At 37.2% G+C, this 22775-nt stretch carries 25 protein-coding genes and 1 other annotated feature (1 of these 26 running past the window's edge); of the genes, 6 read left to right on the top strand and 19 right to left on the bottom strand.

The annotated features are described in order from the left end of the window. The first annotated feature begins 12 nt into the window (after window positions 1-12). Window positions 13-474 (top strand): DUF2621 family protein, encoded by a 462-nt coding sequence (locus MHB55_RS10080; RefSeq protein ID WP_144536487.1) that lies wholly within the window; start codon window positions 13-15, stop codon window positions 472-474. Window positions 475-487: 13 nt separating this feature from the next. Here the strand turns inward: MHB55_RS10080 and MHB55_RS10075 are convergent, their stop codons facing one another. The 5 genes from MHB55_RS10075 to MHB55_RS10055 form a co-directional block, all read right to left on the bottom strand. Beyond that, the gene (locus MHB55_RS10075; protein ID WP_144536489.1) at window positions 488-973 is read right to left on the bottom strand and encodes a CcdC family protein; all 486 of its coding nucleotides are present in this window, start codon (window positions 971-973) and stop codon (window positions 488-490) included. Between the two features lie 40 nt (window positions 974-1013). Then, a complete protein-coding gene (locus MHB55_RS10070; RefSeq protein WP_144536491.1) occupies window positions 1014-1379 on the bottom strand; it encodes a response regulator in 366 nt (121 codons plus the stop codon). A gap of 16 nt (window positions 1380-1395) precedes the next feature. Next, window positions 1396-2106, bottom strand: a complete 711-nt coding sequence (locus tag MHB55_RS10065; RefSeq protein WP_144536493.1) for a cytochrome c biogenesis CcdA family protein — start codon at window positions 2104-2106, stop codon at window positions 1396-1398. A gap of 90 nt (window positions 2107-2196) precedes the next feature. Next, on the bottom strand, window positions 2197-3981 hold the full coding sequence (locus tag MHB55_RS10060) for an ABC transporter ATP-binding protein (RefSeq protein ID WP_151109895.1): 1785 nt from the start codon (window positions 3979-3981) through the stop codon (window positions 2197-2199). After that, window positions 3981-5735: an ABC transporter transmembrane domain-containing protein gene (locus tag MHB55_RS10055; RefSeq protein ID WP_144536497.1), complete on the bottom strand. Its 1755-nt coding sequence runs from the start codon at window positions 5733-5735 to the stop codon at window positions 3981-3983. The genes MHB55_RS10060 and MHB55_RS10055 overlap by 1 nt, the downstream gene beginning before the upstream one ends. 193 nt (window positions 5736-5928) lie before the next feature. On the opposite strand from MHB55_RS10055, the gene MHB55_RS10050 reads away from it, so the two are divergent. Further along, entirely contained in the window at window positions 5929-6675 is a 747-nt protein-coding gene (locus MHB55_RS10050) for an SDR family NAD(P)-dependent oxidoreductase (protein WP_340863147.1), read from the top strand. Between the two features lie 208 nt (window positions 6676-6883). On the opposite strand, the gene MHB55_RS10045 is transcribed toward MHB55_RS10050, so the two are convergent. The 7 genes from MHB55_RS10045 to MHB55_RS10015 all read right to left on the bottom strand — a co-directional run bounded on the left by MHB55_RS10045 (window position 6884) and on the right by MHB55_RS10015 (window position 10004). Beyond that, window positions 6884-7396: a GNAT family N-acetyltransferase gene (locus tag MHB55_RS10045; RefSeq protein WP_340863146.1), complete on the bottom strand. Its 513-nt coding sequence runs from the start codon at window positions 7394-7396 to the stop codon at window positions 6884-6886. Window positions 7397-7419: 23 nt separating this feature from the next. Beyond that, window positions 7420-7713: a hypothetical protein gene (locus MHB55_RS10040; RefSeq protein ID WP_340863145.1), complete on the bottom strand. Its 294-nt coding sequence runs from the start codon at window positions 7711-7713 to the stop codon at window positions 7420-7422. 23 nt (window positions 7714-7736) lie between these two features. Beyond that, window positions 7737-8129 (bottom strand): VOC family protein, encoded by a 393-nt coding sequence (locus tag MHB55_RS10035; RefSeq protein ID WP_340863144.1) that lies wholly within the window; start codon window positions 8127-8129, stop codon window positions 7737-7739. Between the two features lie 89 nt (window positions 8130-8218). Beyond that, complete coding sequence (locus MHB55_RS10030) at window positions 8219-8635, bottom strand: GNAT family N-acetyltransferase (RefSeq protein ID WP_340863143.1); 417 nt, start codon at window positions 8633-8635, stop codon at window positions 8219-8221. A gap of 176 nt (window positions 8636-8811) precedes the next feature. Next, complete coding sequence (locus MHB55_RS10025; RefSeq protein WP_340844427.1) at window positions 8812-9279, bottom strand: DinB family protein; 468 nt, start codon at window positions 9277-9279, stop codon at window positions 8812-8814. Window position 9280: 1 nt separating this feature from the next. Next, window positions 9281-9694: a DUF6157 family protein gene (locus MHB55_RS10020; RefSeq protein ID WP_144536512.1), complete on the bottom strand. Its 414-nt coding sequence runs from the start codon at window positions 9692-9694 to the stop codon at window positions 9281-9283. Between the two features lie 16 nt (window positions 9695-9710). Then, window positions 9711-10004 (bottom strand): hypothetical protein, encoded by a 294-nt coding sequence (locus MHB55_RS10015; RefSeq protein WP_144536514.1) that lies wholly within the window; start codon window positions 10002-10004, stop codon window positions 9711-9713. A gap of 136 nt (window positions 10005-10140) precedes the next feature. Here MHB55_RS10015 and MHB55_RS10010 point away from each other — a divergent pair, with 136 nt between their 5' ends. Both MHB55_RS10010 and MHB55_RS10005 read left to right on the top strand, forming a co-directional pair. Continuing rightward, window positions 10141-10581, top strand: coding sequence for a GNAT family N-acetyltransferase (locus tag MHB55_RS10010; protein WP_144536516.1), 441 nt, complete (start codon window positions 10141-10143; stop codon window positions 10579-10581). A 309-nt stretch (window positions 10582-10890) separates the two neighbouring features. Continuing rightward, a complete protein-coding gene (locus MHB55_RS10005; protein ID WP_154310850.1) occupies window positions 10891-11394 on the top strand; it encodes a cytoplasmic protein in 504 nt (167 codons plus the stop codon). 76 nt (window positions 11395-11470) lie between these two features. Here the strand turns inward: MHB55_RS10005 and MHB55_RS10000 are convergent, their stop codons facing one another. From MHB55_RS10000 to MHB55_RS09980, 5 genes are all read right to left on the bottom strand, one after another. Then, window positions 11471-12724: a Y-family DNA polymerase gene (locus MHB55_RS10000; protein WP_340863142.1), complete on the bottom strand. Its 1254-nt coding sequence runs from the start codon at window positions 12722-12724 to the stop codon at window positions 11471-11473. Window positions 12725-12947: 223 nt separating this feature from the next. Next, window positions 12948-13925, bottom strand: coding sequence for an HD domain-containing protein (locus MHB55_RS09995; RefSeq protein ID WP_340863141.1), 978 nt, complete (start codon window positions 13923-13925; stop codon window positions 12948-12950). 20 nt (window positions 13926-13945) lie between these two features. Continuing rightward, window positions 13946-14986, bottom strand: coding sequence for an ABC transporter permease (locus MHB55_RS09990; protein WP_340863140.1), 1041 nt, complete (start codon window positions 14984-14986; stop codon window positions 13946-13948). Then, entirely contained in the window at window positions 14983-15822 is an 840-nt protein-coding gene (locus MHB55_RS09985) for an ABC transporter permease subunit (protein ID WP_154310852.1), read from the bottom strand. The genes MHB55_RS09990 and MHB55_RS09985 overlap by 4 nt, the downstream gene beginning before the upstream one ends. A gap of 143 nt (window positions 15823-15965) precedes the next feature. Then, window positions 15966-16130, bottom strand: a complete 165-nt coding sequence (locus MHB55_RS09980; protein ID WP_186318069.1) for a hypothetical protein — start codon at window positions 16128-16130, stop codon at window positions 15966-15968. A 507-nt stretch (window positions 16131-16637) separates the two neighbouring features. On the opposite strand from MHB55_RS09980, the gene MHB55_RS09975 reads away from it, so the two are divergent. After that, a complete protein-coding gene (locus tag MHB55_RS09975; RefSeq protein WP_144536526.1) occupies window positions 16638-18044 on the top strand; it encodes an HD domain-containing protein in 1407 nt (468 codons plus the stop codon). A 43-nt stretch (window positions 18045-18087) separates the two neighbouring features. Here MHB55_RS09975 and MHB55_RS09970 read toward each other — a convergent pair whose 3' ends face one another. Beyond that, entirely contained in the window at window positions 18088-18888 is an 801-nt protein-coding gene (locus MHB55_RS09970) for a class I SAM-dependent methyltransferase (RefSeq protein WP_340863139.1), read from the bottom strand. 114 nt (window positions 18889-19002) lie between these two features. Between MHB55_RS09970 and MHB55_RS09965 the strand changes: the two genes are divergently transcribed. Then, window positions 19003-19461 carry a hypothetical protein gene (locus MHB55_RS09965; protein ID WP_340863138.1) on the top strand — a complete coding sequence of 153 codons (459 nt, stop codon included), beginning with the start codon at window positions 19003-19005 and terminating at the stop codon, window positions 19459-19461. A 66-nt stretch (window positions 19462-19527) separates the two neighbouring features. On the opposite strand, the gene ileS is transcribed toward MHB55_RS09965, so the two are convergent. Next, a complete protein-coding gene (gene ileS / locus MHB55_RS09960; RefSeq protein WP_445678247.1) occupies window positions 19528-22581 on the bottom strand; it encodes an isoleucine--tRNA ligase in 3054 nt (1017 codons plus the stop codon). 76 nt (window positions 22582-22657) lie between these two features. Continuing rightward, window positions 22658-22775: a binding site (T-box leader), on the bottom strand; it runs 123 nt beyond the window's last position.

Genomic DNA, 22775 nt, shown 5'->3' with positions numbered 1-22775 from the left:
GAGGTGAATAGATTGTTAGATGGATGGTTTTTATGGTTTATACTTTTTTGGGTTGTTGTCTTAGTAGTTTTAATGGGAATTGGAGGATTCTTCATGTTCCGAAAATTTCTCAAATCTATGCCTAAAAACGATGGTAAATCGGATCTCGACTGGGAAGAGTATTATGTAGATAAAACAATTCACCTTTGGAATGATGAGCAAAAAGCTCTGTTAAATGAGCTGGTTGCTCCGGTTCCTGATTTATTCCGACCTGTAGCCAAACAGAAAATTGCTGGTAAGATTGGTCAGATTGCCATAGAAGAAAATGCTACTGCAATCACACAAGAATTGTTAATTCGTGGATATATTATCGCCACCCCTAAAAGAGATCATAAATTTTTGCGGAAGAAACTCAAGGAATTGGCTGTAGATGTATCTCCTTTTGAAAAGTACTTTGCTTTATCAGAGGACAGAAAAAAAACGAGCACCCCTTAGAGGATGCTCGTTTTTATATTGGCTGTTTTTGTATTTTCTTAAACTTTATGAACATTGCTATTCTCCATGGAACAATCATTCCAAATGCTAAAATCCAAAACATTCCACTTAGTGCTCCCACATCTATGCTAGAGCTAAGTATTATCTTCCCTATTAATCGAATAATTAGTAGACCGATTAATATAAAGATAAATGCCTTCGACTGCTTAAGATAGATTTCCCCATCTTTGTATTCGAACTTGGATGTCCATATGAGAATAATGGAAAATAGCATACCAACTAGTAGTGCTTCGCCAATTTGTGCTAACGTTACTCGAAAGAAAGGAAACACAAACATTAGTGCTCCGGTTGACATAAATAGAGGCGGTAATAAGATTTTTTTTACACTTGCTGGTCGCTTTGCAGATTTTGCTCGCAAGGTCGTCACCAGTACTCCCATACCTAGCGCAATGACCGTAGAAACAATTATCATAACATTGGCCGGAACTATATCAAACATTGGTATTCCCCACATCATATAAATTCTTCATTTAAATTTTTTAAAACACTTCAGTTACATTACGTAACACATTAATAAGCTGATCAGGATCAAAAGGTTTGGTGATAAAATCCTTCGCTCCGTATTCTAAAGCATCTACAATTAGTTTTTGTTGGCCAAGTGCAGTGACCATAACAATCTTCGCATCAGGAAATTCAGTAACGATATGCTTTACAGCTTCGATACCTGTCATTGTCGGCATGGTAACATCCATTGTCACCACATCCGGTTTTAAATTCCTATATTGCTCGATCGCCTCAAGCCCATTAGTGGCTTCACCCACTATATCAAATTGATGATCTTGTAGCATTCGTTTAATCGTTGTTCGCATGAATACCGCATCATCCACTACTAAAACTGTCGGCATATTATTGCCTCCTTACTTAAAATCCGGTAAAGTCTCCAAAAATAGGGCTTAAAATACGAATTATATAAGTTAATCCGTCGAAAAACAACAAAATTCCTAATGCGATCATAATATAGCCACCGATTTTAACAATCAGGTTACTATTTTTACGAATCCAGTTCAAGCGTGTTATAAAGAACGAAAGGACAAAGAAAGGAATAGCAAAGCCTAATACATATGCGAGCATATACCAAACACCTGACCCAGGGTTAGAACTAGCTAATAGCAATACAGAAGCTAAGATTGGCCCTGTACAAGGCTGCCAGCCTGCTGCAAAAGCCATACCGATTAATGCAGTTCCTATGTAACCAGATGGTTTGTTTTTAAACTGTAATCTTTTCTCCTTCATTAAAAATTCAGGTTTAAAAACGCCGACTACCATTAATCCAAACGCTACGATAAATATAGCACCGACCTGACGTATCAAATCATCGTATTGAATAAAAAATGTTCCTACAAAGGAAGTGGCAAAACCTAATGCAATGAATATGACAGAGAAGCCAAGCAAGAAAAACAAAGTATGAAGCATTCCTCTTTTTTGCATTAGCTTTCTATCGGTTTTAAGTTCTTCTAAAGACATTCCAGTAATATAAGATAGAAATGCGGGATACAACGGTAAAGTACATGGGGAAATAAAGCTTAAAAACCCAGCACCGAACGCCAGTAGTAAATTAACATCTGAACTCACGGCAGTCTTCCTTTCCGAATTACTGTTCCTATCGTATCAAATTTCCCATACTTTTACTCTATTAATGCTTGTGACAGCTTTTTGAATTTTTTATGCTATATCATCTACAACTCCATTTTGTAGCAGGTACATCTTATGATATAACCCTTTTTCATTTAATAATTGCTGATGTGTCCCTCTTTCTACAATCTCTCCATGATGAAGTACAAGTATTAGTTCTGCATCCTGGATTGTACTTAATCGATGGGCAATCGCAATCGTTGTTCTTCCTTTTCGCATATTTTCAAGACTGCTTTGTATCGCTACCTCAGTTTCTGTATCTATATTGGCAGTTGCCTCATCCAAGACGAGGATTTTCGGATTAGTGGCAATTGTTCTTGCGAAGGCAATTAGCTGCCTTTGTCCACTTGAGAATGTAGATCCTCTCTCAGAAACTTTTTGCTTATAACCCTTTGGTAATTTTTCAATAAATTTGTTAGCCTGCACGAACTCCGCAGCATTTCTTACTTCTTCGTCTGTCATATCGGGTGCGTGAAGTCTAATGTTGCTTTCAATGTCTCCATAAAAGAGGAATGGATCCTGTAGCACTAGCCCCAACTTATTTCTAATCTCGGCCATTGGAAACTCTTTAATAGAATGATCATCAATTCTTATATCTCCACGTTCGAACTCATAGAAGCGCATAAGCAAGTTGATAATGGAACTTTTTCCACTTCCAGTGTGTCCAACTAGTGCGACTGTTTGACCTGGCTCAGCTGTGAATGAGATATTTTTCAGCACATCTGTTTTTCCATCATAGGAAAAGGTAACATTTTTAAACTCTATTTTCCCTGACTCAATTTTTGCAGTTTCTTTATTTTGCTGTTCTGGAGTTAGGTCATTTTCATCTAATAGCTTAAATACTCGGGAAGCTGCTACGATTGCTTGTTGAAAAATAGATAATCTCTGCATCACTTGATTGATGGGTTCAAAGAATCTATCAATATATGTGACAAAAGCATAGATAACCCCAACCTCCACAATATTGTTCATAGAAGTGATTCCAAAATAGCTCAGCAAGATAATGATCGCAAGTGCGTAAACCATATCAATTGCAGGGCGTAGTAACAAGCTATCTAATTTAATGTTTTTTCTTCCAGCCTTCCAATGTGAGTTGTTTATATCATTGAACTCATCTTGAAGTCTATCCTCCTGCCTAAACGCTTGAATCATCGTCATCCCTTGTAAGGATTCAGCAAGCTTGGCATTCAATTGACTAAGTCTTTCGCGTAAATCCTGATATACTACCGAACTATATCGACGGTAGGTAACAATAATCACAAATAGAATCGGAAGTAATACAGTTGTTATTAAAGCAAGCTTCACGTTCAATAGGAACATGGCAATATAGACCCCGATGATTAGGAATCCACTTTGTATAAAGCCTACTAGTACGCTCACAAACATATCCTTAATAGCCTCTGTATCATTTGTTACCCTAGATACGATGCTACCGGCAGGCGTTTTATCGAAATAGCGCATTCCTAGTCGATGCACCTTTGAAAAGACGTCTATACGCATTTGCTGTATTATCTTTAAGGCAATTTCCTGGAACTTCAATAATTGAAAGTAACTAACTATAATATTTCCTATTTGAATAAAAATATATCCTAGCGCTAGTCCAACAAGTGGACCCGTTGGGAATATTCTAGGAGTTAAATAATTGTCCATAAAGGTTTTAATCAAGTATGGTCCAAGAATATCTCCCGTCACTGTTAATATTAATAGAAACAAGGCAAGAGTAATCGCTTTTTTATGTGGTTTTAGGTAAGTGAGCAGTCTTTTGAGAACTTGCCATTGGTCTTTTCCTGTAAGCACTGGCTGCTTTTCATTCATCAGACGCTACCTCCTTTTTCCACAAGTGTTTCTAGTTGCTGTAATTGATACATTTCATAATACATCCCTTTTAGCCTCATTAACTCCTCATGAGTTCCTTTTTCTAAAATAGTACCTTCATCCATTACAATAATTTGATGAGCGTGCTGAATAGCACTCAAACGATGGGAAGTAATAATCGTTGTTTCATCTGTTCGATTTTTCTTCAGTGCTTCTAATATTGCTTCCTCTGTCCTTGCATCTACTGCAGAAAGAGAATCGTCTAGTATAAGCAATTCAGGCTTCATCATAAGAGCGCGTGCTATGGATATGCGTTGCTTTTGTCCGCCCGATAATGACACGCCACGTTCACCGACAATCGTGTTATAGCCATCTGTGAACAGCAGTATATCCTCATGGATATTTGCTAACTTTGCGGCTTCATATACTTCCTCCATTGTTGCCCCAGCATTTGCAAATGCAATATTGCCCGCAACAGTAGTAGAAAATAAGAAGTGATCCTGTGGCACATAACCGATTGCTTCTCGCAGGTTTCTTTTCTTATATGCATCAATGGAATGATTACCATACATGATTCTTCCCTGGTAGCCCTCAAACTCTCTCATAAGCAATTTTAAAATTGCTGTTTTTCCTGAACCTGTCTTTCCAACAATCCCAAGCGTTTCACCTTGTTTAAGGGTAAAATGAATGTCACGAAGGGCAACACGATCATCTCCAGTAAACTTGAATTGTTCGATATCAAAGTGAATATCGCCAGCAGGCTTAATCTCTAAAGCCCCAACATGGTCATCAATTTCAATTTCTTCCTCTAGGATATTTCGAATTCGGTCATAGGAAGCTCTCCCACGTTCAACAATGTTAAACAACCATCCGAAAGCAAGCATCGGCCACACCAATAAGCCTAAATACGAAGTGAATGCAAAGAGGTCTCCTACGCTCATCTCTTCTGCCAATATAAAACGTGTTCCGAACACAATCGATAAGAAAAAACACATTCCAACTACTAAAGAAATCGTAGGGTCAAACAGAGAATCCACTTTCGCAACATGCATATTTTTGTCTACAACTTCTTTAGAAAGGTGAACAAAGTCGTCTGTATCTTCTTTCTCTTGTCCAAAAGTTTTAATAACCTTTACACCTGAAATGCTTTCTTGAGCTTTATCATTTAAATTTGAGAAAGCCTCCTGCGCGAAACGGAAACGTTGGTGTAGCAGCTTCCCATAATAACTAGTAGAGATTGCCATCAACGGTAAAGGAAGCAAAGCAATAATTGTAAGTTTCCAGTTAATCGTAAAAGCCATAGCGGCAATTACAAAACCTCCAGTTGCTAAGGAATCAACCAATGTCAAAACCCCCGAACCCGCAGTTTGCTGCACAGCAGACAAATCATTAGTTGCGTGAGCCATTAAATCTCCAACTCTCTTTTTCTGATAAAAGGAAGGAGCCATTTTGGTGAAATGATGAAATAACTTTTCTCTCAATAATCTTGCGAGATAAATGGAAGAGCCGAAAATCATAATTCTCCAATAATACCGCAAAACATACATGCCCAAAGCGGCAGCAGCCAAAATTGCAAGCCATTTTATTAAGAATTCGCTTGTCAGCGTACCCTCATGAATCTCATCAACTACTAAACCAATAATTTTTGGTGGAAAAAGCTGCAAAAATGCTACAAAAAGAAGCATTAAAATACCAAATAAGTATTGCTTTTTCCTTTGTTTAAAATACCAACCCAACTCCAAGAATACTTTCACTTTATTTCCCCCAAATTACAAATTAAGACTTTACTAGTTTAGCAAATGTTTGAACATTACGAAAGATGGGAAAACAAAATAATTCGAAATCTGAAATAATTCCAACGAGCTATATTAGAAGCTTTCGATTACGAAAACACAAAAAAAATAATTATGATACATTTAATAAAAACTACTGAAAGGTGGCATAAGCATGTTCAAAGACAAGGTGGTAATTATAACAGGGGCATCTCAAGGTATTGGTAGAGGTTTGGCACTGGTATACGCGGAAAAAGGAGCTAATGTGGTTTTGGCCGATATCGACGAAACTCTAGGTAAAGAAACGGAGGTTTCATTGTTACAACAAGGTTACTCCTGCCTTTTTATACAGACAGATGTCCGAATTGAAAAGGATGTCATGAATCTAATGACACAAACTACTAGGAAATTCGGCACCATTGACATTCTAGTTAACAACGCTGGTAAGTTTAAGCCCAGCTCCCCTTATGATTTGTCTTTAGAGGATTGGGATGACATTATCAATACAAATTTACGCAGTGTCTTTCTTTGTTCTAGGGAAGCGGCCAAGGTAATGAGAAACAATGAGCACGGTGGCTCAATTGTGTCGATGGCTTCCACAAGAGCGTTCATGTCAGAGCCCAACTCAGAGTCCTATGCAGCCACAAAAGGCGGAATTATTGCATTAACACATTCTCTTGCCAGCTCGCTAGCTCCTGATCATATTATGGTCAATTGTATATCTCCTGGCTGGATCGAAACTGGGAACTATGACAAATTACGAGCAGTGGATCACAGCCAGCATTTCTCAGGCCGTGTAGGAAAACCTAACGACATTGCAAAGGCTTGTATATATCTGACGGACCCATCAAACGACTTTGTAACAGGTATTAATGTGACCGTTGATGGCGGGATGACGAAAAAAATGATTTACGAGGAGTAAATCAGGAGCAAGGAAGACATAGGGGATGTCCTCTATAATGAATGTATATTCAAGCTACTCCTCTAGCTATGTGCATTGCCTATAGAATTCAAAATGGCAAAAACAATGCCTCTTATGATATGCCTCATCGTTTTTGCCTAATTGTTTCAAGGGAATAGACTTCATTTTATAAACGAAATCGCTTAAAACTCCCTATGTATCCTTACATTCACTTTTCAACCTCTTTCCTATAACTAATGAACTCTATTTTCTCACCGTTCATATAATAGAATTCTTTATGAGATGAGATTTTCTGGAATCCATTTTTCTCTAAAACTTTTTGAGAAGGGATGTTATTTGTTGTTGTCTTTGCATCTACTTGGTTAATCTCTTCCCATGAAATAGTCTGCAATAACATTTGCAAGGCCAAACTGGCAATACCTTTGCCAGTATTCACCTCTCCAATTCTGTAGCCTAACTCACCTCTTTTTTGTTTTTTATCAATATCTACTAAATTGATGCGTCCTATAATAGCATTATCTTGTTTGATGAGATAAATATAAGACTCACCTCTTGCCTGTTCTTCTAGCAAAGTCTTATTTCTACTATTAAAAATTTCTGGAAGATAGTATTCTTCTCCTCGAGAGGGGACCATCTGTTCAAAATATACTCTGTTCTTCTGTTCAAAAAGATATAAATCTGTTAAATCATCCAAGCTTAGCATTTCAATACTAATATTCATATAAAACTCCTTTTTGTTGTAGACTAGCTCATTAGCTTACCAATAAAAAGTATGAAAATTGCAATAATTGATAACCCTGTAGATACTGCCAGCGTAATAATACCTCTTGTCATCGCCGCCCAGCCCTTTATGTCCTTAAAACCAACAACTGCCAAAACAAAGGTAGCTAGTGTTAAGCCGAGCACTATAAACAAGGGATGCCAGCCTAGTGTTTGCATGGATAAATCTATCCAATAATTAGAAGATGTCAAGACTAGAAATAGGATTACGGAAATAAGCGCAATGATAAATGAAAAAAGGTTTACATTTACTCGCATAAGCTAGTCCTTTCCGGTTTTGACTATTTTAGATTCGTTACTGTTTGTATTCGCTCTTTCTCTTCCAGTTTATTGATGTATTCAAAAAATCCTATTTGATTTCCCCATGGATCTGAAAATGTAGCCCATTTAGCACCAACTTCCTGTCGCGAATGAATATCAAAATAATCAACACGAAGCTCCTTCATTATTCTTTCACGTTCCACAGTTAGGTCTTTCACTCCTAATCGAAGTGGTCCACTCCCTTGTGCGGGAACTCCTTCTGAGACTTGAAGCCAGCATCCAGGAATTACCTCCCATTCAACAAATCCACCATGCGGAATAAGATCTGCCTCTTTTTTCAACAAAGTTTTATACCATCTATGACCTTCTTGGAAATTAGAAACCCTAATTTGCACTGTCATCTCAAAAAACATAACTTCCCCTCCATATCAAACGAAAAATTGAAAACATAATTGGTTCGCTCTATCCGATAATCGGTCGGCTTCTTCAGTTAGCCTAAATGTTACTTACTCTTTTTTTCCCATTCACACCAGAAACGCTCGACCCCTGGGTATTTCTCACCAATGCTTGAAACAATAAATCCATAGTTTCTATAAAAGCCAACTGCGTCCTGGTCGGTTTCCGCAGTCAAACGGCGAATTCCCAGTTCATTCACCATATAGTCCAACATTTTACTTCCTATTCGTTGTTCTCGAAGATTTGGAGAAACAGCGATATGTTTGATCTCTGCGTCATTACTAAGTGTCATCTCAATGCCTATACAGGCCACATAATCGTTGTTTCTTTTCCAGCCATATAGCTTTCTTGTCTTAATTTGTTGATAAAGATTATATTCACGTAAAACTTTATCGCTTGAGGTAGCATGTTCAAGTAGGATAAAAATGTACGGATCAATAGTATCCTCTTCAACTTTATTCATCTAAACACCTATCCTTTGTTGCTCGTAATGAGCGAACGGTTATAAATTTTTTTATCCGGTCATAAATCCTCGCTATCCGGTTATAAAAATTTTTATCCGGTCATAAATAAATTCACGCTATGCAGTCAATCCACTATCATTCATTGATTGTGCTCCACGTATTCAACATCAACCAATTAGTAGTCGGAAACTAGTTTATATAATCGTTGAATCGTTTCCATATGTATACCTTCATGATAAAAGCTGAATAAAAGAGCCTCTGTACTAGTATTAAATGTAACGCCCATCTTGTTTGTAAAAGGCTTAGGTAGTGACTGTTCAATTGGAAATGTTTGTTTAATCCTATGTGATTGCTCTACTAGTACTTGAGCAATTTCCTCTAGCGTTGAAGGTGTTTCTCTCCACTTTGCAGGTTTTGTTCCTGCTGCAAAATAGGTTTCATAAGTATCTGGTACACCCATCTCTATCCCTAGCAGCATAAAGCATAACTTTTCTTGGGTATAAGCAATATGCCCAAAATTCCATCGGATGTTGTTGTTAAAGCCATTTGGAATTTCGTCTGCTAGGTTTTCTGGTATTTGCTTGATAGCCTTTAATGTGAGCTCCCGTACTTGATCCATATGTCGATAAAAAATTTTCTCCATTTTAATCCACCCTTACAGTTTTTTTAGTACGCATGCCCTTTAAAATTTTTAACTGCGAGCTATTCTCCAATTGTTTGTAGTGCTCACTTCCTTTTTCATAGATAGCAACCTTCCCAACCTCATTATAATGAATTCCCCAACCATAATTTTTAACGAGTGGGGAAGCTCTAAAGCATGCCTTAGATTTGCTGAAAAACTCGCTTCTCTTTTCTTCTAAATTATTCATTTCAATTTGATTTTTTATCAAGTAGGTTAAAAACTGCACATCCTCCTGGGTGTACTCGTATGGATTACGATAAATAAGATCATATTCTATAGAAGCAATTGTTGGCTTATTGTGTTTTGGTGTGGGGACTATTGCAGATATAACTGTCGAGTCCTCTGAAATGGTGATAAAGGTGTTTGCATAGCACATTTCATAGCAGCTCCTATTACGTTTGGTATGGTTTGTTTACTTTATTACTTTTCAGCATAATGATTAGACAAGTAACCCATACGTTGATGGGGAAAAACAGAAGCATGATTAACAATCCATTTGTCTCTTTTAGAAATTCGCTAGGGTTCTGTTGATAAAGAAATATAGAGGCCGACGCTAATAGGATGAAACTCGCTATAAAGTTGGTAATCATGGCCATCTGCCTGTTGCATCTTTTTAAGACAAAAAGGGAGAAAATAGTTACTAGTGAAAAAGAAGCTGCAATTACAGCTATATTAATCAAATACAAAAACATCCCCCCCTTAACTTCTTCCTATATATTCGCCTTTAGCAGTTTAATCACCTTCTCATTTCCAAAGGTTTCCCATTGCAATTTAAATAAAAATAAACTAACTTATAGAAAAATAGGGAAAGGACTGAAAAAATTGAAATCAAATAAAATTACCTCCCAAGAGGATTTAAAAAAAGCTTTCGCAATTAGAGAAGAAGTATTTGTTAAAGAACAGGGTGTGCCTTTAGAAGATGAATTTGACCAATTTGATACCCTTGCCGGGGATTGTCAGCATATTCTAGTTTTAATTGACAATGTAGCAGTTGGGACAGGTCGCTTAAGAGTAGTAGATGAATTCGGAAAGCTAGAGCGTATTTGTATTCTTCCGCCTTATCGAAAATTAGGATTAGGGAAAGTAATTGTCAAAGCTCTGGAGGATGTTGCGAAAGAATTGAAGGTTTCGAAAGTGAAGCTTCATGGTCAAACCCATGCTGAAGGATTTTATACTGGACTTGGATACAAAACAACTTCGGATATCTTCATGGAAGATGGTATTCCTCATATCTTGATGACGAAAGAATTCACCTTAATTTAACTATTCTAAAAATACTGTTATATGTTATAATATAGTTAAATCTGTTTGGAGAAAGGATACAAAAACTCGTATGCCAACTTTTACTTTGTAATGGACCAACTAAATTGGATAGCACTTTTCCTTAAAAACATCTGTTTTAACCAAGGGATTAGTCTGCCCATCTACCATTACAAAGGGACAAGAGCAAACCAGTAGTTTCGTATGCTTTTTGAGGTCCTTTTAGGGGCCTTTTTTAGTGCAAATTAATAACGATCCTGCCAACATCCAAACGGATGCGATTGTGCCTTTATCTTATATGAGGTGAAGGAAATGACCGTTGTATATCACAATTGGGAAATACTAAAAAAACAAACGATTCGTAGAGAAGTAAAGCACTGTAAAATGTGCGGGAAAAATTCCTTGTTTACTGATACAAATATTCGAAGACATAATTCAAATGGAAAGCATATATACCGTTTTGCCATTTATAAATGCGAAAAAAACCATACCTGGAATAAAAAATTAGATATTTATAAAACTTTTCGAAGACATGAAAGAGTCCACGGTCGTGAACCTGTAAACAAAGAAAGCACGTTGACAGAGCTCCCTGTAAATCTTTATATGGAAAAGCTTATATCGGAAGTTCATGTAACGATTAAATCTGTAGAAGGAGTTTATCGAATTGATTTTCTTCTTTCTCAACAAATACCTGACTGGAGCAGAACAGCTGTCGTAGACAAAATAAGAAATGGTTTTATTTTAGTAAATGGTCTATCGATTAAGCCAAGCGCAAAAGTTATGCCGAATGACACCATTATGATTAAGCTTCTTTAACTGACCTTCCCTGTGAGAATATGATCAATTTTCACAGGGTTTTTTTATCGTATTTTTTCTCTAATATTTGTTCATCCTATTTCTTATGACCTCCGAGCAAGCCCGCTCGTTTCACTGCAGTGCCAGCTTCGGTATAGGAAACTGCGCGTAAAATAGCGGTTGAACCATACTTGCTACGCAGATAATCCATCGTCTTTCCAAGCTTGCGTTCCTTCCACTTTCCTTCTTCAAAAAGGCTAAGCTGCATAGAGTTCTCCGGCTCTAGATTAGTGATAGAAATGGATAGCCTTCTCACTGGACTACGGTCATAAAACTCATCAAATATTTTTTCGCAAATTTTATAAATCTTCATAGTCGCATTCGTCGGTTCATCTATGGAGCGTGAACGATTAAATCCTCCCCCAAAAGAGTCTTTACTATAGCCCACTGCAAGATGTATAGTGCGCCCCACCATATTAGCCTCTCTTGCTCGTCTTGCCACATCCTCACACATTTCCAATATGACTGCCATTACTTCTTTTTTTGTCCGGTAATCTCGAAACAACACCTGCCCCTTTCCATAGCTTATCTGGCCGTCTACAATGGGCGCTCCCAGTTCAGAGAGATCTATCCCCCAGGCATGGTGATACAATTGATTTCCCATCACTCCAAATTTATCCTCCAACAACTTCAAGGGAGTTTTTGCTAGCTGTCCTACATTAAAAATCCCCATGTTATTTAGTGTTTTTTCTAAACGAGAGCCAATTCCCCACATTTTACTTAAAGGTGAAACAGGCCATAGCTTTTGTTGAATATCTTCATACGTCCATTTGGCAAAACCTGTTTTTTTGGCATCCAAATCAAGCGCCAGCTTTGCCATAAGCATATTTGGCCCCAGTCCAACAGCACATGGAAGCTGAAACTGATAATGCAAACCGTCCTGTATACGTTTCACCGTGTTCTCAATTGGCCCCCAAAGCCTTTCTGTTCCCCCAAGGTCTGCAAAGCATTCATCCACACTATAGACATGAATCGCTTCACTTGGGACAAACTGATTCAAATAGCGCGTGATTTCCATTGAAACTCGAACAAAAAATTCCATTTTTGGTTCCAACAGATGGATAGAAGGATCGTCTGGTATTTCAAATAACCTCGTCCCGGTCTTTACGCCAAACCTTTTTTTCATTGGAGGAGAAGCAGCAAGCACAATGCTCCCCTTCTGCTCCAAGTTTCCAATAACAGCAATAGGCGTATTCATCACATCTAGTCCTGCTTCTGCCGCTGCACAGCTCGCAAAAAAGCTTCGAATGTCGATGCAAATAATATTTCGATTTTCTAAGCCCTCATACATAAAATCTACTCTCCTTCGAAAGGAACATTCGTTCGTTCTTATTATTATATTGCAAACGTACGTTCTTATTCAATGGTAATGTAGACCATTAGGAAGGAAAACACTTAATCGAATAAATTGAATAAATTCATTACTAATGAGAAACAATTTCAACAGGTAATTGGGACACTAATTCTAATAACAAAATAAAGACAAGCCTAATCACGATATAGGCTTGTCTTTATTAGCAAGATAAAATTTTTACATAGGTTCCTTTTACTGCTCGTTGCAATGCCGTTTGGTTTAATTTTTGAATCTGTTTAGAGCAGTCAGAAGCTCTTACTAAACCATTTTCCGAACAAACTAGAGGGTCTATTAGTCTAACCTTCATTTTCTGATGAAAATCATAATTGGTTAGCTCGTCTATCACTTCAACAGAAGGATGAAGCTTTTGAAGAGCATGTTGAATTTCATCATCCTGTGAGCATACTACCAATTGGAGCAACTGATCATCCTCCAAAAGAAAATCCTCTAATGTGATGATTTGTTTATCCAATGCTGCCTTTAAAACAAAAGCTAACTGGTAGTTGCCATATAAATTTAAAGGATTCATAAAGAAATCAATTACTTCCTCATAGTAGACCGATGTAAACCACTCGGCGATTTCTATATTTGGAAGAACCATTTTACCGTCTTTCACGATTAGATTCTGTAAAAAATGTTGAACTTCTTCCATTGAAATATTTCCATAGGCATACAGATCGCGTAATGTGTAATCGACACGATCTGCACATAAATCAGGGGCACTTTGCTCGAGCAAGGACCATCTCGAATCATTAAATAGGATGTCTTTTAAGTTATATCCATATTTAGTTAGGATAGTAGGTATTGAGGAACCGTTAATTATTCTACTATATATTTTTTCATGATAGTCCTCGTCCTTATTATCCAGAACAAAATCGATGACATGAGAAAAAGCAGTATGTGAAACATCGTGAAGAAGACCAGCAATCTGTTCTTCTAACGAACCCCCTATTTTTTTTACTAGAAGCATGACACCAATGGAATGCTCATATCGAGTGACATTCCATTCTTTCTTTACTAAATAGCTTGCCCCGCCTTGATGTATGCCCTTTAATCGTTGAACAGGCTTACAATTTATTAATTCTTCTAATACTCCATCTACATAAAATTCTCCATATAAGGAATCTAGAATAAGCATTGAAGATATCCTCCTTAAGCTCAGACTTTTTGCTTTTCTTTATCCTTATAAAGAAGTTGCATCTTTTCTTGTAGTTGCTGCTGGTTCCATTCAATGATGTCCTCAGACAGAAACGATACTTTCTTTCTTTTTGGAATATTGACTTGTCCGTTCACTGCGCGAGTATAGCCTTCTATCATTGCGGAAATTGCCAAGATGAGCAATGCAAAGCATATAGCAGGTCCTAGTGGAAGCCATGGTACACCTTGCAGATATCGGAAAGAGGAACCAAAAAGTCCTGCCCATTCATAGGCAATAGACTTTGGAGGATCTCCAAACATAGGGTCATAGCTAACTGCTGTACCTCCAATATACAATTGGAGCAACCCGAGATGCGTAAACACAACTAATGTTTCGACGACCTGTTGTCCATACAAAACGAATAATTTCTCTCTCATCATTGGAAATAGGTGACGGGTAATGATTCTCGGTCGACCAGCCCCTAACGTTTTAGAAGCCAGAATATATTCCTCCTGATAAAGCAGATTGGCCTCGTTGCCTATGAGAGAAGCCACAATTGGTACGGTGATAATGGCCATTAGCACAACCTGGATGATAATTCTCTCCCACACAGTTGTAGAAAATCCCTCCATCGGCTCCCATAGCACTGGGTAAAGCATAAGATAAGAAAAAATAGTCATAGGAATATAATGTAGAGGATCGATAGCGCTATTAATAATGGCCCGTCTCTTCTGCCAATAAGTAGCGATTGCAAATCCTAGTGGTACTGCAATAAGCATTCGAACAGCTGCAACTCCCATGGCAGATATAATGGTATATTTTGCTCCAAGCATGATTTTAGCAAACATGTCATAGCCATATTGATCGGTCCCAAGTGGGTGCATCCAGCTTGGGGATAGTGGAGCTGCTTCTATTACTCTGCCATTTTCCATTAAAAAATAAGTTTGTTTCGGATCTGGCCCAAAAATCCACTCAAATATAAAACTGCCTATTAAAAAGAAGGCTAATATAGTAAATCCAAAAACAAAATATGGCTGTCTCCAAACTGATTTCATCTTCATCCGATTGCTCTCCCCTTGTTCAAATGACGTAGAAAATACCACTCGCCAAAACTATAAAGGAGAAACACTGGGAAAAAGAAGCTGCATACCGTGATTAAAAATAACTCTCCTGAAATGTTATTGCTCAAGTAATACATAATACCGGGCATATTGAACATTCGTTCAAGAATGAATAAGTTTGAAAGCATGAACCACATAGTCTTTTTCGATTGAAAGAAAATACTAATAACTGCATTTCTAAAAATATGTATAAGTAGAATAGCCAATTTACCGAATCCAAGCGACCTTGCAAGCTCTGCATACATTTTACGTTCTTCAGCCTCGAAAGTAAGCATACTTAAACGATAGAGCTGAACCATTGGTAGAATCATTAGACAAACCACGGGAAGTAAATAAATTTTTTCCCCACCAGTAACAGCTATTTTCAAGAATATACCTGTATGCTTATGGATAATAATGATCAATAACTGAATAAGCATAATAACCAATATGTCCGGAATCGATTCCAAAAAGAAAAAAACTGTTTTAATACGTTGTCTAACCCGTTCCTTACATAGCATAGTTAGCACTGTAAAAAATAACGCCAACAAAACAGCCACCAGAAGCGCCAAAAATAAAACTTCTAACGAATATTGTACAAACCCCTCAATATGCATGCCAGCATATCGGTCCAGAAGTTCTCCTATAGAAAACAAGCCGAGTAAATGATTTCTATATTCTTCCCACCAAAATTCTCCTTGTTGGAAGCCGGTGATTAACAAAGGCAACCCACTAATCAGTAGGATACCAATAAATGCTACAGACAGCTGTAGCATCCATCTCCCAAAAGCCTTCATAAAAAATTCCCCCGTTGTCTGAAAATTACGATGAAATTATCATATCACAATAATTAACAAATAAAAGAGAATTTTTAGAAGGTTGATATATTAATAAAGGAGCCTCTCTAATCGAAGCTGCTTCTCTAAATTATAAATGACCGTTATTTCTTTTTCTCCGCAGTTACAGAAAGAATCTTAGATTCTCCCCCATATTCTAATCGAATATTTTTTCTCGCCTCATTTGGAGATTTTGCGGTCACGGGCTTAACTTGAACAACCCCATTCACTTCCATCTCCACTAGAAAGCATTTTTCACCACATCTCATATAAATCCCTCCATATTGTTCATTTACAATGTAGCCAAAAAATAGCTATTAAGCAAAAAATAATGCTGTGATAGAATTTCCTAATAGTTAGATGTGGCTCTTGCCCCCTGTTGTTAAGAACGTTCCTCTGGTTAAGGGGAGTGTTCCTATAACTTATAAGACACTTCCCCCGTTAGGGGTGATTTCTACTCAATTAGAAGACAGATTCAACGTTTTACGTGACACTTCTTAGCACTTTAGGAGTGGTTCTCGACAAGCTCTAGCATTAACTAGCGTTTCCACATTTACTCCTCTGATTTCGAACACCAGTCTATGCAATATTATATTAACATGATTTTGGAAATGAATAACTTGAGGTCTTTTATCCAACTTATTATTACTCTATAACAAAGAAAAAGGTTTTTTGAAAAATCAGTAGAATACATATAAAAGTATCAAAATAATAGTCTAAATTGCTTTGCTCAAGGAGGACTTAATACATATATTATTAAATGGAGGTGATTTCAAATGAAAGAAGTAAAAGAGCAGCTTTTACATAGCTGTAACTATTTAGAGGAATTAGAAATGGAACAATTAAAAAAAGTAATGGAATTTGCTGAAAAAGCACATTTAGGCCAAACAAGGGCCACCGGTGAGCCTTACATTGTACACCCATTGGAGGTTTGTCTTATTTTATCGGAATATAAGGCTGACTTAACCACTCTAGTCTGCTCTTTACTTCATGATGTTGTAGAAGACACAACCATTGACCTGAAGGAAATAGAAAATTTATTTGGAGATGATGTTTCCTTTATCGTGGATGGATTGACAAAGTTCGAAAAAGGAAGCTTTGAAAAGGAAGAGTATAGCGCTATCAATATGGAAAAACTCCTCTCCTACGCTATCCAAGATATACGAATAGCTGCTATTAAGCTAGCGGATCGATTGCATAATATGAGAACCCTGGCCATTAAAAGAACGGAAAAGAAAATTCCCTATTCAAACGAAACACTCCTATTTTTTTCACCTTTAGCAGAAAGAATAGGATTATTTACACTCCAAAGAGAGCTCGAAGAATTAGCCTTTAGCTATTTACATCCGCAGCGTTATAAGCAATTTAAAGAAAAGATAAACAATTACACTAAAGTTTTTGAAGAATCATATAAAGAATTTATTACTAAATTAAAAAAAGAGGATACAACTAACATAATAATAAAATCTAGATGGATTAATATCCCCCTATTTCAAGGATATAATTTGTTAAGTGAGGGATTTTATCTTTCAGATATTTTCACCGTCCACATCACTATCAATTCGCCCTTCAATTGCTATACAGCTCTTGGTCTCGTACATTCCAACTTTGAAACTATGCCAGATCAATTTGTAGACCAGATTGCTATTGAAAAACATCCCTTTATCAAGCAGCTCAAAACTAAGGTAAGGGTAGCTGGAGTCCCTTTGACGATTGTTTTACAAGACCAACAGACCCAATATTTTTACCAAAATGGAATTTTTGCAATCTTAAAATCGATAGACTCCACTACATTGAGCTCGTCCCTATTAGGAAGCTCTATTCCTTTTGCTAAATCCATTGCTAATAATTCGATTGCCTTTTGCGAACTTGTCTCCCTAGAACTTTTTCATAAAGAAATGGAAATATACACACCTAAAATGGATATTATCAAGTTGCCGGTAAATTCTAATATTATTGATTTTGCTTATGCTCTAAACCCGAATATGGCAAGTAAAATGGCCTTTGCTAAAGTAAACGGCAAGGTAAGCTCACTTCAAACGATATTAAAAGACAAAGATATTGTGGAGATTCATATAAAAAATAAAATTACTGCAAATGCAAAATGGCTCCATTTTGTGAAAACCTCTAAGGCAGTCAAAGAAATAACTGATATTGTTAATGATGAAACGAACCATGCATAATAAATACTCCATAAGAGTGATCACTTATGGAGTATTTATTATGTTAAATTGCGATTAACACAACGCTGTTTAACGATTGCTCACCATGAGAAGTTGCCTTTTCTAACATAGAATAATTACTTTGAACCAGCGTGTTTATTTTGATTGATGAATTTTTGAATTTTTCCCTAATCGATTTTGCAAAGTCTATCTCCCATTTCCCGTCCTGCAGAAAAGAAGCATCTACTATTTTTGTGTCTAGTAATTTCCAACCTGCTTCTTTCATTATTTCTTTCAGTTGCTCCTTATGAAATAAATTTTGAATATTGCCCTCGTCATCAAACTGATCAGCATAAATCGCTAAAATGTTGGCTGCATAAAAGTGAGCAAGTTGCTCTTTCATAGACCATTCTAAATCCCATTCAGCGATGCATATGCGTTTAGCAATATGCTTGAGCTTTCTAAAATATGAAAGCAACAAAGCCGGATCCTGAAAATACCAAAGAGAGTGAGAGAGAACGGCTACATCATATTTTCCCTCTATATTCATCTTCAAAATATCCGCCTCAAAAATAAAGGAAACTCTGTTGCCTAATGGAGAAGCCTTAATAAAATCAGTTGCTTCTCCGAGGGTAATAGGAGCACCGTATTCTCTGCTTGCAATATCGACTGCCTTTACAAATCCTGTTTCCCCTACAGCGTTTGCAAGCGCAACTGTTGTATCACCTTGTCCGCATCCAATTTCTAAAACTCGCATACCCTCTTCAATCTTAAAAGCTTGTACTAAATCTAGACGATGTTTAAGCTGTGTTCGTTGAATAGATTGATCCCCTAATGTTTTCATGTAAGTAAGTAATTCTTCCATTTCTCCCACCCCCTCCCAGACTAATAAATGTTACACTTAAACAAATAAATGCTAATACAATTAAATATAATATACTTTAACTACTCTTGATATATTTTTTAAAGGAGGAACACAATGATCCATCAGTTACTGGATGAGACACGCAACGTTAACTATTTTGTTTATTTAACGAACAGATCAGATGCCTTCCCTAAAATAGGTGATAGCTTAAGGGAAATACATACAAATCTGAGAGAAGAAATTTCTATGGGGTATACAGATTTATGGGTACTAAAAAGAGCGGGATTAATCAGCCAGCAAAATGCTTTCTACTTTCCCGAAAATGATCAAAAAGCAGAAGATGAAAGCGACAAGTACCTCCCCGATAAAAAATATATAACATTCACATTCATACAAATTAACCAAGCGACTCCCCCGATGTACCCCAAAACAGATGGAATAGCTGCTCATCTTACTTACGAGGATGCTGAAGATTTTGCTGTTAAGAAAATTGATAAAATGAAACAGAAGTATCCCGAAAGAGAGTTTTATGTTTTATGTGCTCGTTTAGTAGAAAGAAATTATTGGCATTAAACACAAAAGATGAGGCTTAAACAAAAGGAAGCAATCAATAAAGAATGCTCCCTTTTGTTTTGCCATCTATACAAGCGGTGATAATTCTATTTCAATTTCATGGTCTCCTATCGACAGTTTTAAACCATGGACGGATGACTGAGTAACGATGAGTTCACGCATTAGTACGTTTTGCTCCAACATTTGGTGAAAATCCTTAATAATCCTATGCATCTCGTTGTCTGTACGGAGTATAATATCCACTCTCTGCTCTACGGGGAGAAGCAGCTGTTTTCTATAAGACTGTATAGCCCTAATCAGCTCACGCATCCATCCCTCTCGAACGAGTGCTTCTGTTAACTTCACATCTAAAGTAACAGTTGTTTCCCTATTTGTAGCTGAAGCAAAGCCATCCATTACTTTCTTTTCGATCATAACATCTTCCTTTAAAATAAAGGTATCCTCGAACATGATACCTCCTTTTTGAAATAGCTCCGAAACCTGACTAGACACTAGGCCTTTTAAATAATTATTGATAGTGTTGGATTGTTTTCCAAACTTAGCCGCTGATTTTTTAAAATCTAGTTTGACGGTATATGTGAAAAAATCTTCATCACTATCAGCCAAATGTAACTGTTTTACATTTAACTCTTCTTTTATAATACCTTCATATGTGAACCAATTTATTGACTTATTGCTCGTAACAAACAGTTGAGAAAGTGGCTGCTTTACTTTTATAGCCAAGCTATTTCGTATACTTCTTCCTAGCTCTACAACCTGGAGAACCTCCTCCATTTCCTGTTCGAGTGTTTGATCTATAAGCGATTTTTCTGCTTGAGGATAATCCGAAAGGTGAACACTTTTTCCTGTAAGCGATAAATAGATATCATCAGCTATAAAGGGAACAAACGGGGCAAGTAATTGGCTGGTTTTAGTCAAAACTTCGTAAAGTGTTTCATATGCTGCTACCTTATCCTCATCTATCCCACTTGACCAAAAACGTTCCCGAGACCTTCTCACATACCAGTTACTCAACTGCTCTACTAACTTTGCAATATCCCTAGCGGCACTTGTAAATTTATAATCATCTAAATGACTGTTGACTTTGCTGATAGTACTATGCAGGCATGAAATAATCCAATTATCTAATATTGTTTTCTTTACCTGTCTATCGCAAGTCACAATATATTTATCTAATTTCGTATATAAATCATAAAAAAGATAAACATTATCGAGCGTATCAACCAGTTTGGATTTTGCTTCCTGAACAATTTTTTCTGAAAACCGTTTCTCATTCCATGGGGCACTGTCAATTAGTAAAGCCCATCTAAGTGAATCCGCTCCATATTTTTGGATTAGGTCAACAGGATCCAACGCATTCCCTTTGCTTTTAGACATTTTTTGACCGTTCTCATCTAAAATATGCCCAGTGGAAAGCACACGCTTATATGGTGCTTTACCTGTAAATAGGGTAGAAACGGCCAATAAACTATAAAACCACCCTCTTGTTTGGTCAATTCCTTCGACTATAATATCCGCTGGAAACTGCTTGGAAAATAACTCTTTGTTCTCAAATGGATAATGATATTGGGCAAAGGGCATAGAACCACTGTCAAACCATACATCTATTACTTCTGGAGTTCTTTGCATCGGTCCACCACAGGAAGGACAAGATAGCTGAACCTTATCCACATATGGCTTGTGTAGCTCAATATCCCCTAGTACATTTAAAGAATATTTATTTAATTCATCGATCGATTTCGGCACTATCTCTACCTTACAATTATTACATTCCCACACATTAAGTGGTGTCCCCCAATAACGTTTGCGACTGATATTCCAATCCATCATTTGTTCCAAAAAGTTACCGAACCTACCATGCTTAATGTACTCTGGATGCCATGATACAGATTCGTTGTTATCAATTAATATTTCTTTTAGAGCTGTCGTTTGTATAAACCAACTTTCCATTGCGTAGTAAAGGAGTGGGGTGTCACAGCGCCAACAATGGGGATAGCTATGTTCATATTTTTCCTTATGGAATAGTAGTCCTTTATTGGAGAGAAATCGGACTATATCTATATCGCATTCTTTTACAAATCGACCTTCAAATCCTTTTATTGCTGAAGTGTATCTCCCTCTCTCATCCACCACACTGATAAAGGACAAGTCATTTTCCTTTACCACTTTATAATCGTCTTCTCCATAAGCTGGCGCGATATGCACAATTCCAGTACCGCTATCGCATGTGACATAGCTGGCGGTAACTACTTTATGACCAGACTCAACACTCATAAAGTCAAAAAGTGGAGTATAGGTAATGCCTTCTAATTCCTCCCCTCTAAAGGTGGACAGAATCTCATAATCATCTTGCATTACTTTTTCTAACAAAACTTTAGCAAGTATATAAACCTCTTCTCCCTTCTTCACACGAACATATTCCAGCGTAGGGTTAACTGCTAAAGCAACATTTGCTGGTAGCGTCCAGGGTGTGGTCGTCCAACCTAGTAAGTATTCATTCTCTGCATCTGTTAACTTAAATTTCGCTGTAGCCGATAGATCCTTCACCATTTTATAGCCCTGCGATACTTCGTGCGAACTTAAGGAAGTTTGACAACTAGGGCAGTATGGTGATACTCTATGACCTTTTTGTAGCAACCCCTTGTCGTGAATGGTACCAAGGATATTCCATACACTTTCAATATAGCTGTTGCTCATCGTCATATAGGGATTGCCCATATCCACCCAGTATCCTAACTTCTCTGTGAAATCACGCCATTCCTTCTCATAAACAAATACACTTTCCTTACATTTTTCGATAAATGCTTCCACACCAAAATCTTCTATGTCATTCTTTCCAGAGATACCAAGCTGTTTTTCTACACCCAATTCTACTGGCAACCCGTGTGTATCCCATCCCGCTTTACGAATAACTTGATACCCTTTCATTGTTTTGTATCTAGCGATCAGATCCTTAATCGTTCTTCCGAGGGCATGCCCTACATGAGGCATGCCATTTGCTGTGGGCGGACCCTCATAAAATACAAAGGATGGCCTTCCATCTCGTTGGTTTATAGATTCTTGAAAAACATTTTTCTCTAACCAAACTTTTCGTACTTTTTCTTCCCGTTTTGAAACTATTTCCTTCTTGTTCTTGTTAACCAATTGGCATCACTCCTTATTAAGTTTAATAAAACATACAAAAAACCCGTCCCAGTAAAGGGACGGGTTTAACCGTGATACCACCCTAATTCTATGGAAAATTACATTCCAATAGCACTTAGCCACGTACAAGCATACGCGTTCCTTTTAACGGTAGACACCCGATCGAGCTT

Origin of the sequence: Psychrobacillus sp. FSL K6-1267, from assembly GCF_038003265.1 — a bacterium.
GTDB lineage: Bacteria > Bacillota > Bacilli > Bacillales_A > Planococcaceae > Psychrobacillus > Psychrobacillus faecigallinarum.
This window is presented reverse-complemented; position numbering and strand designations above follow the sequence as displayed.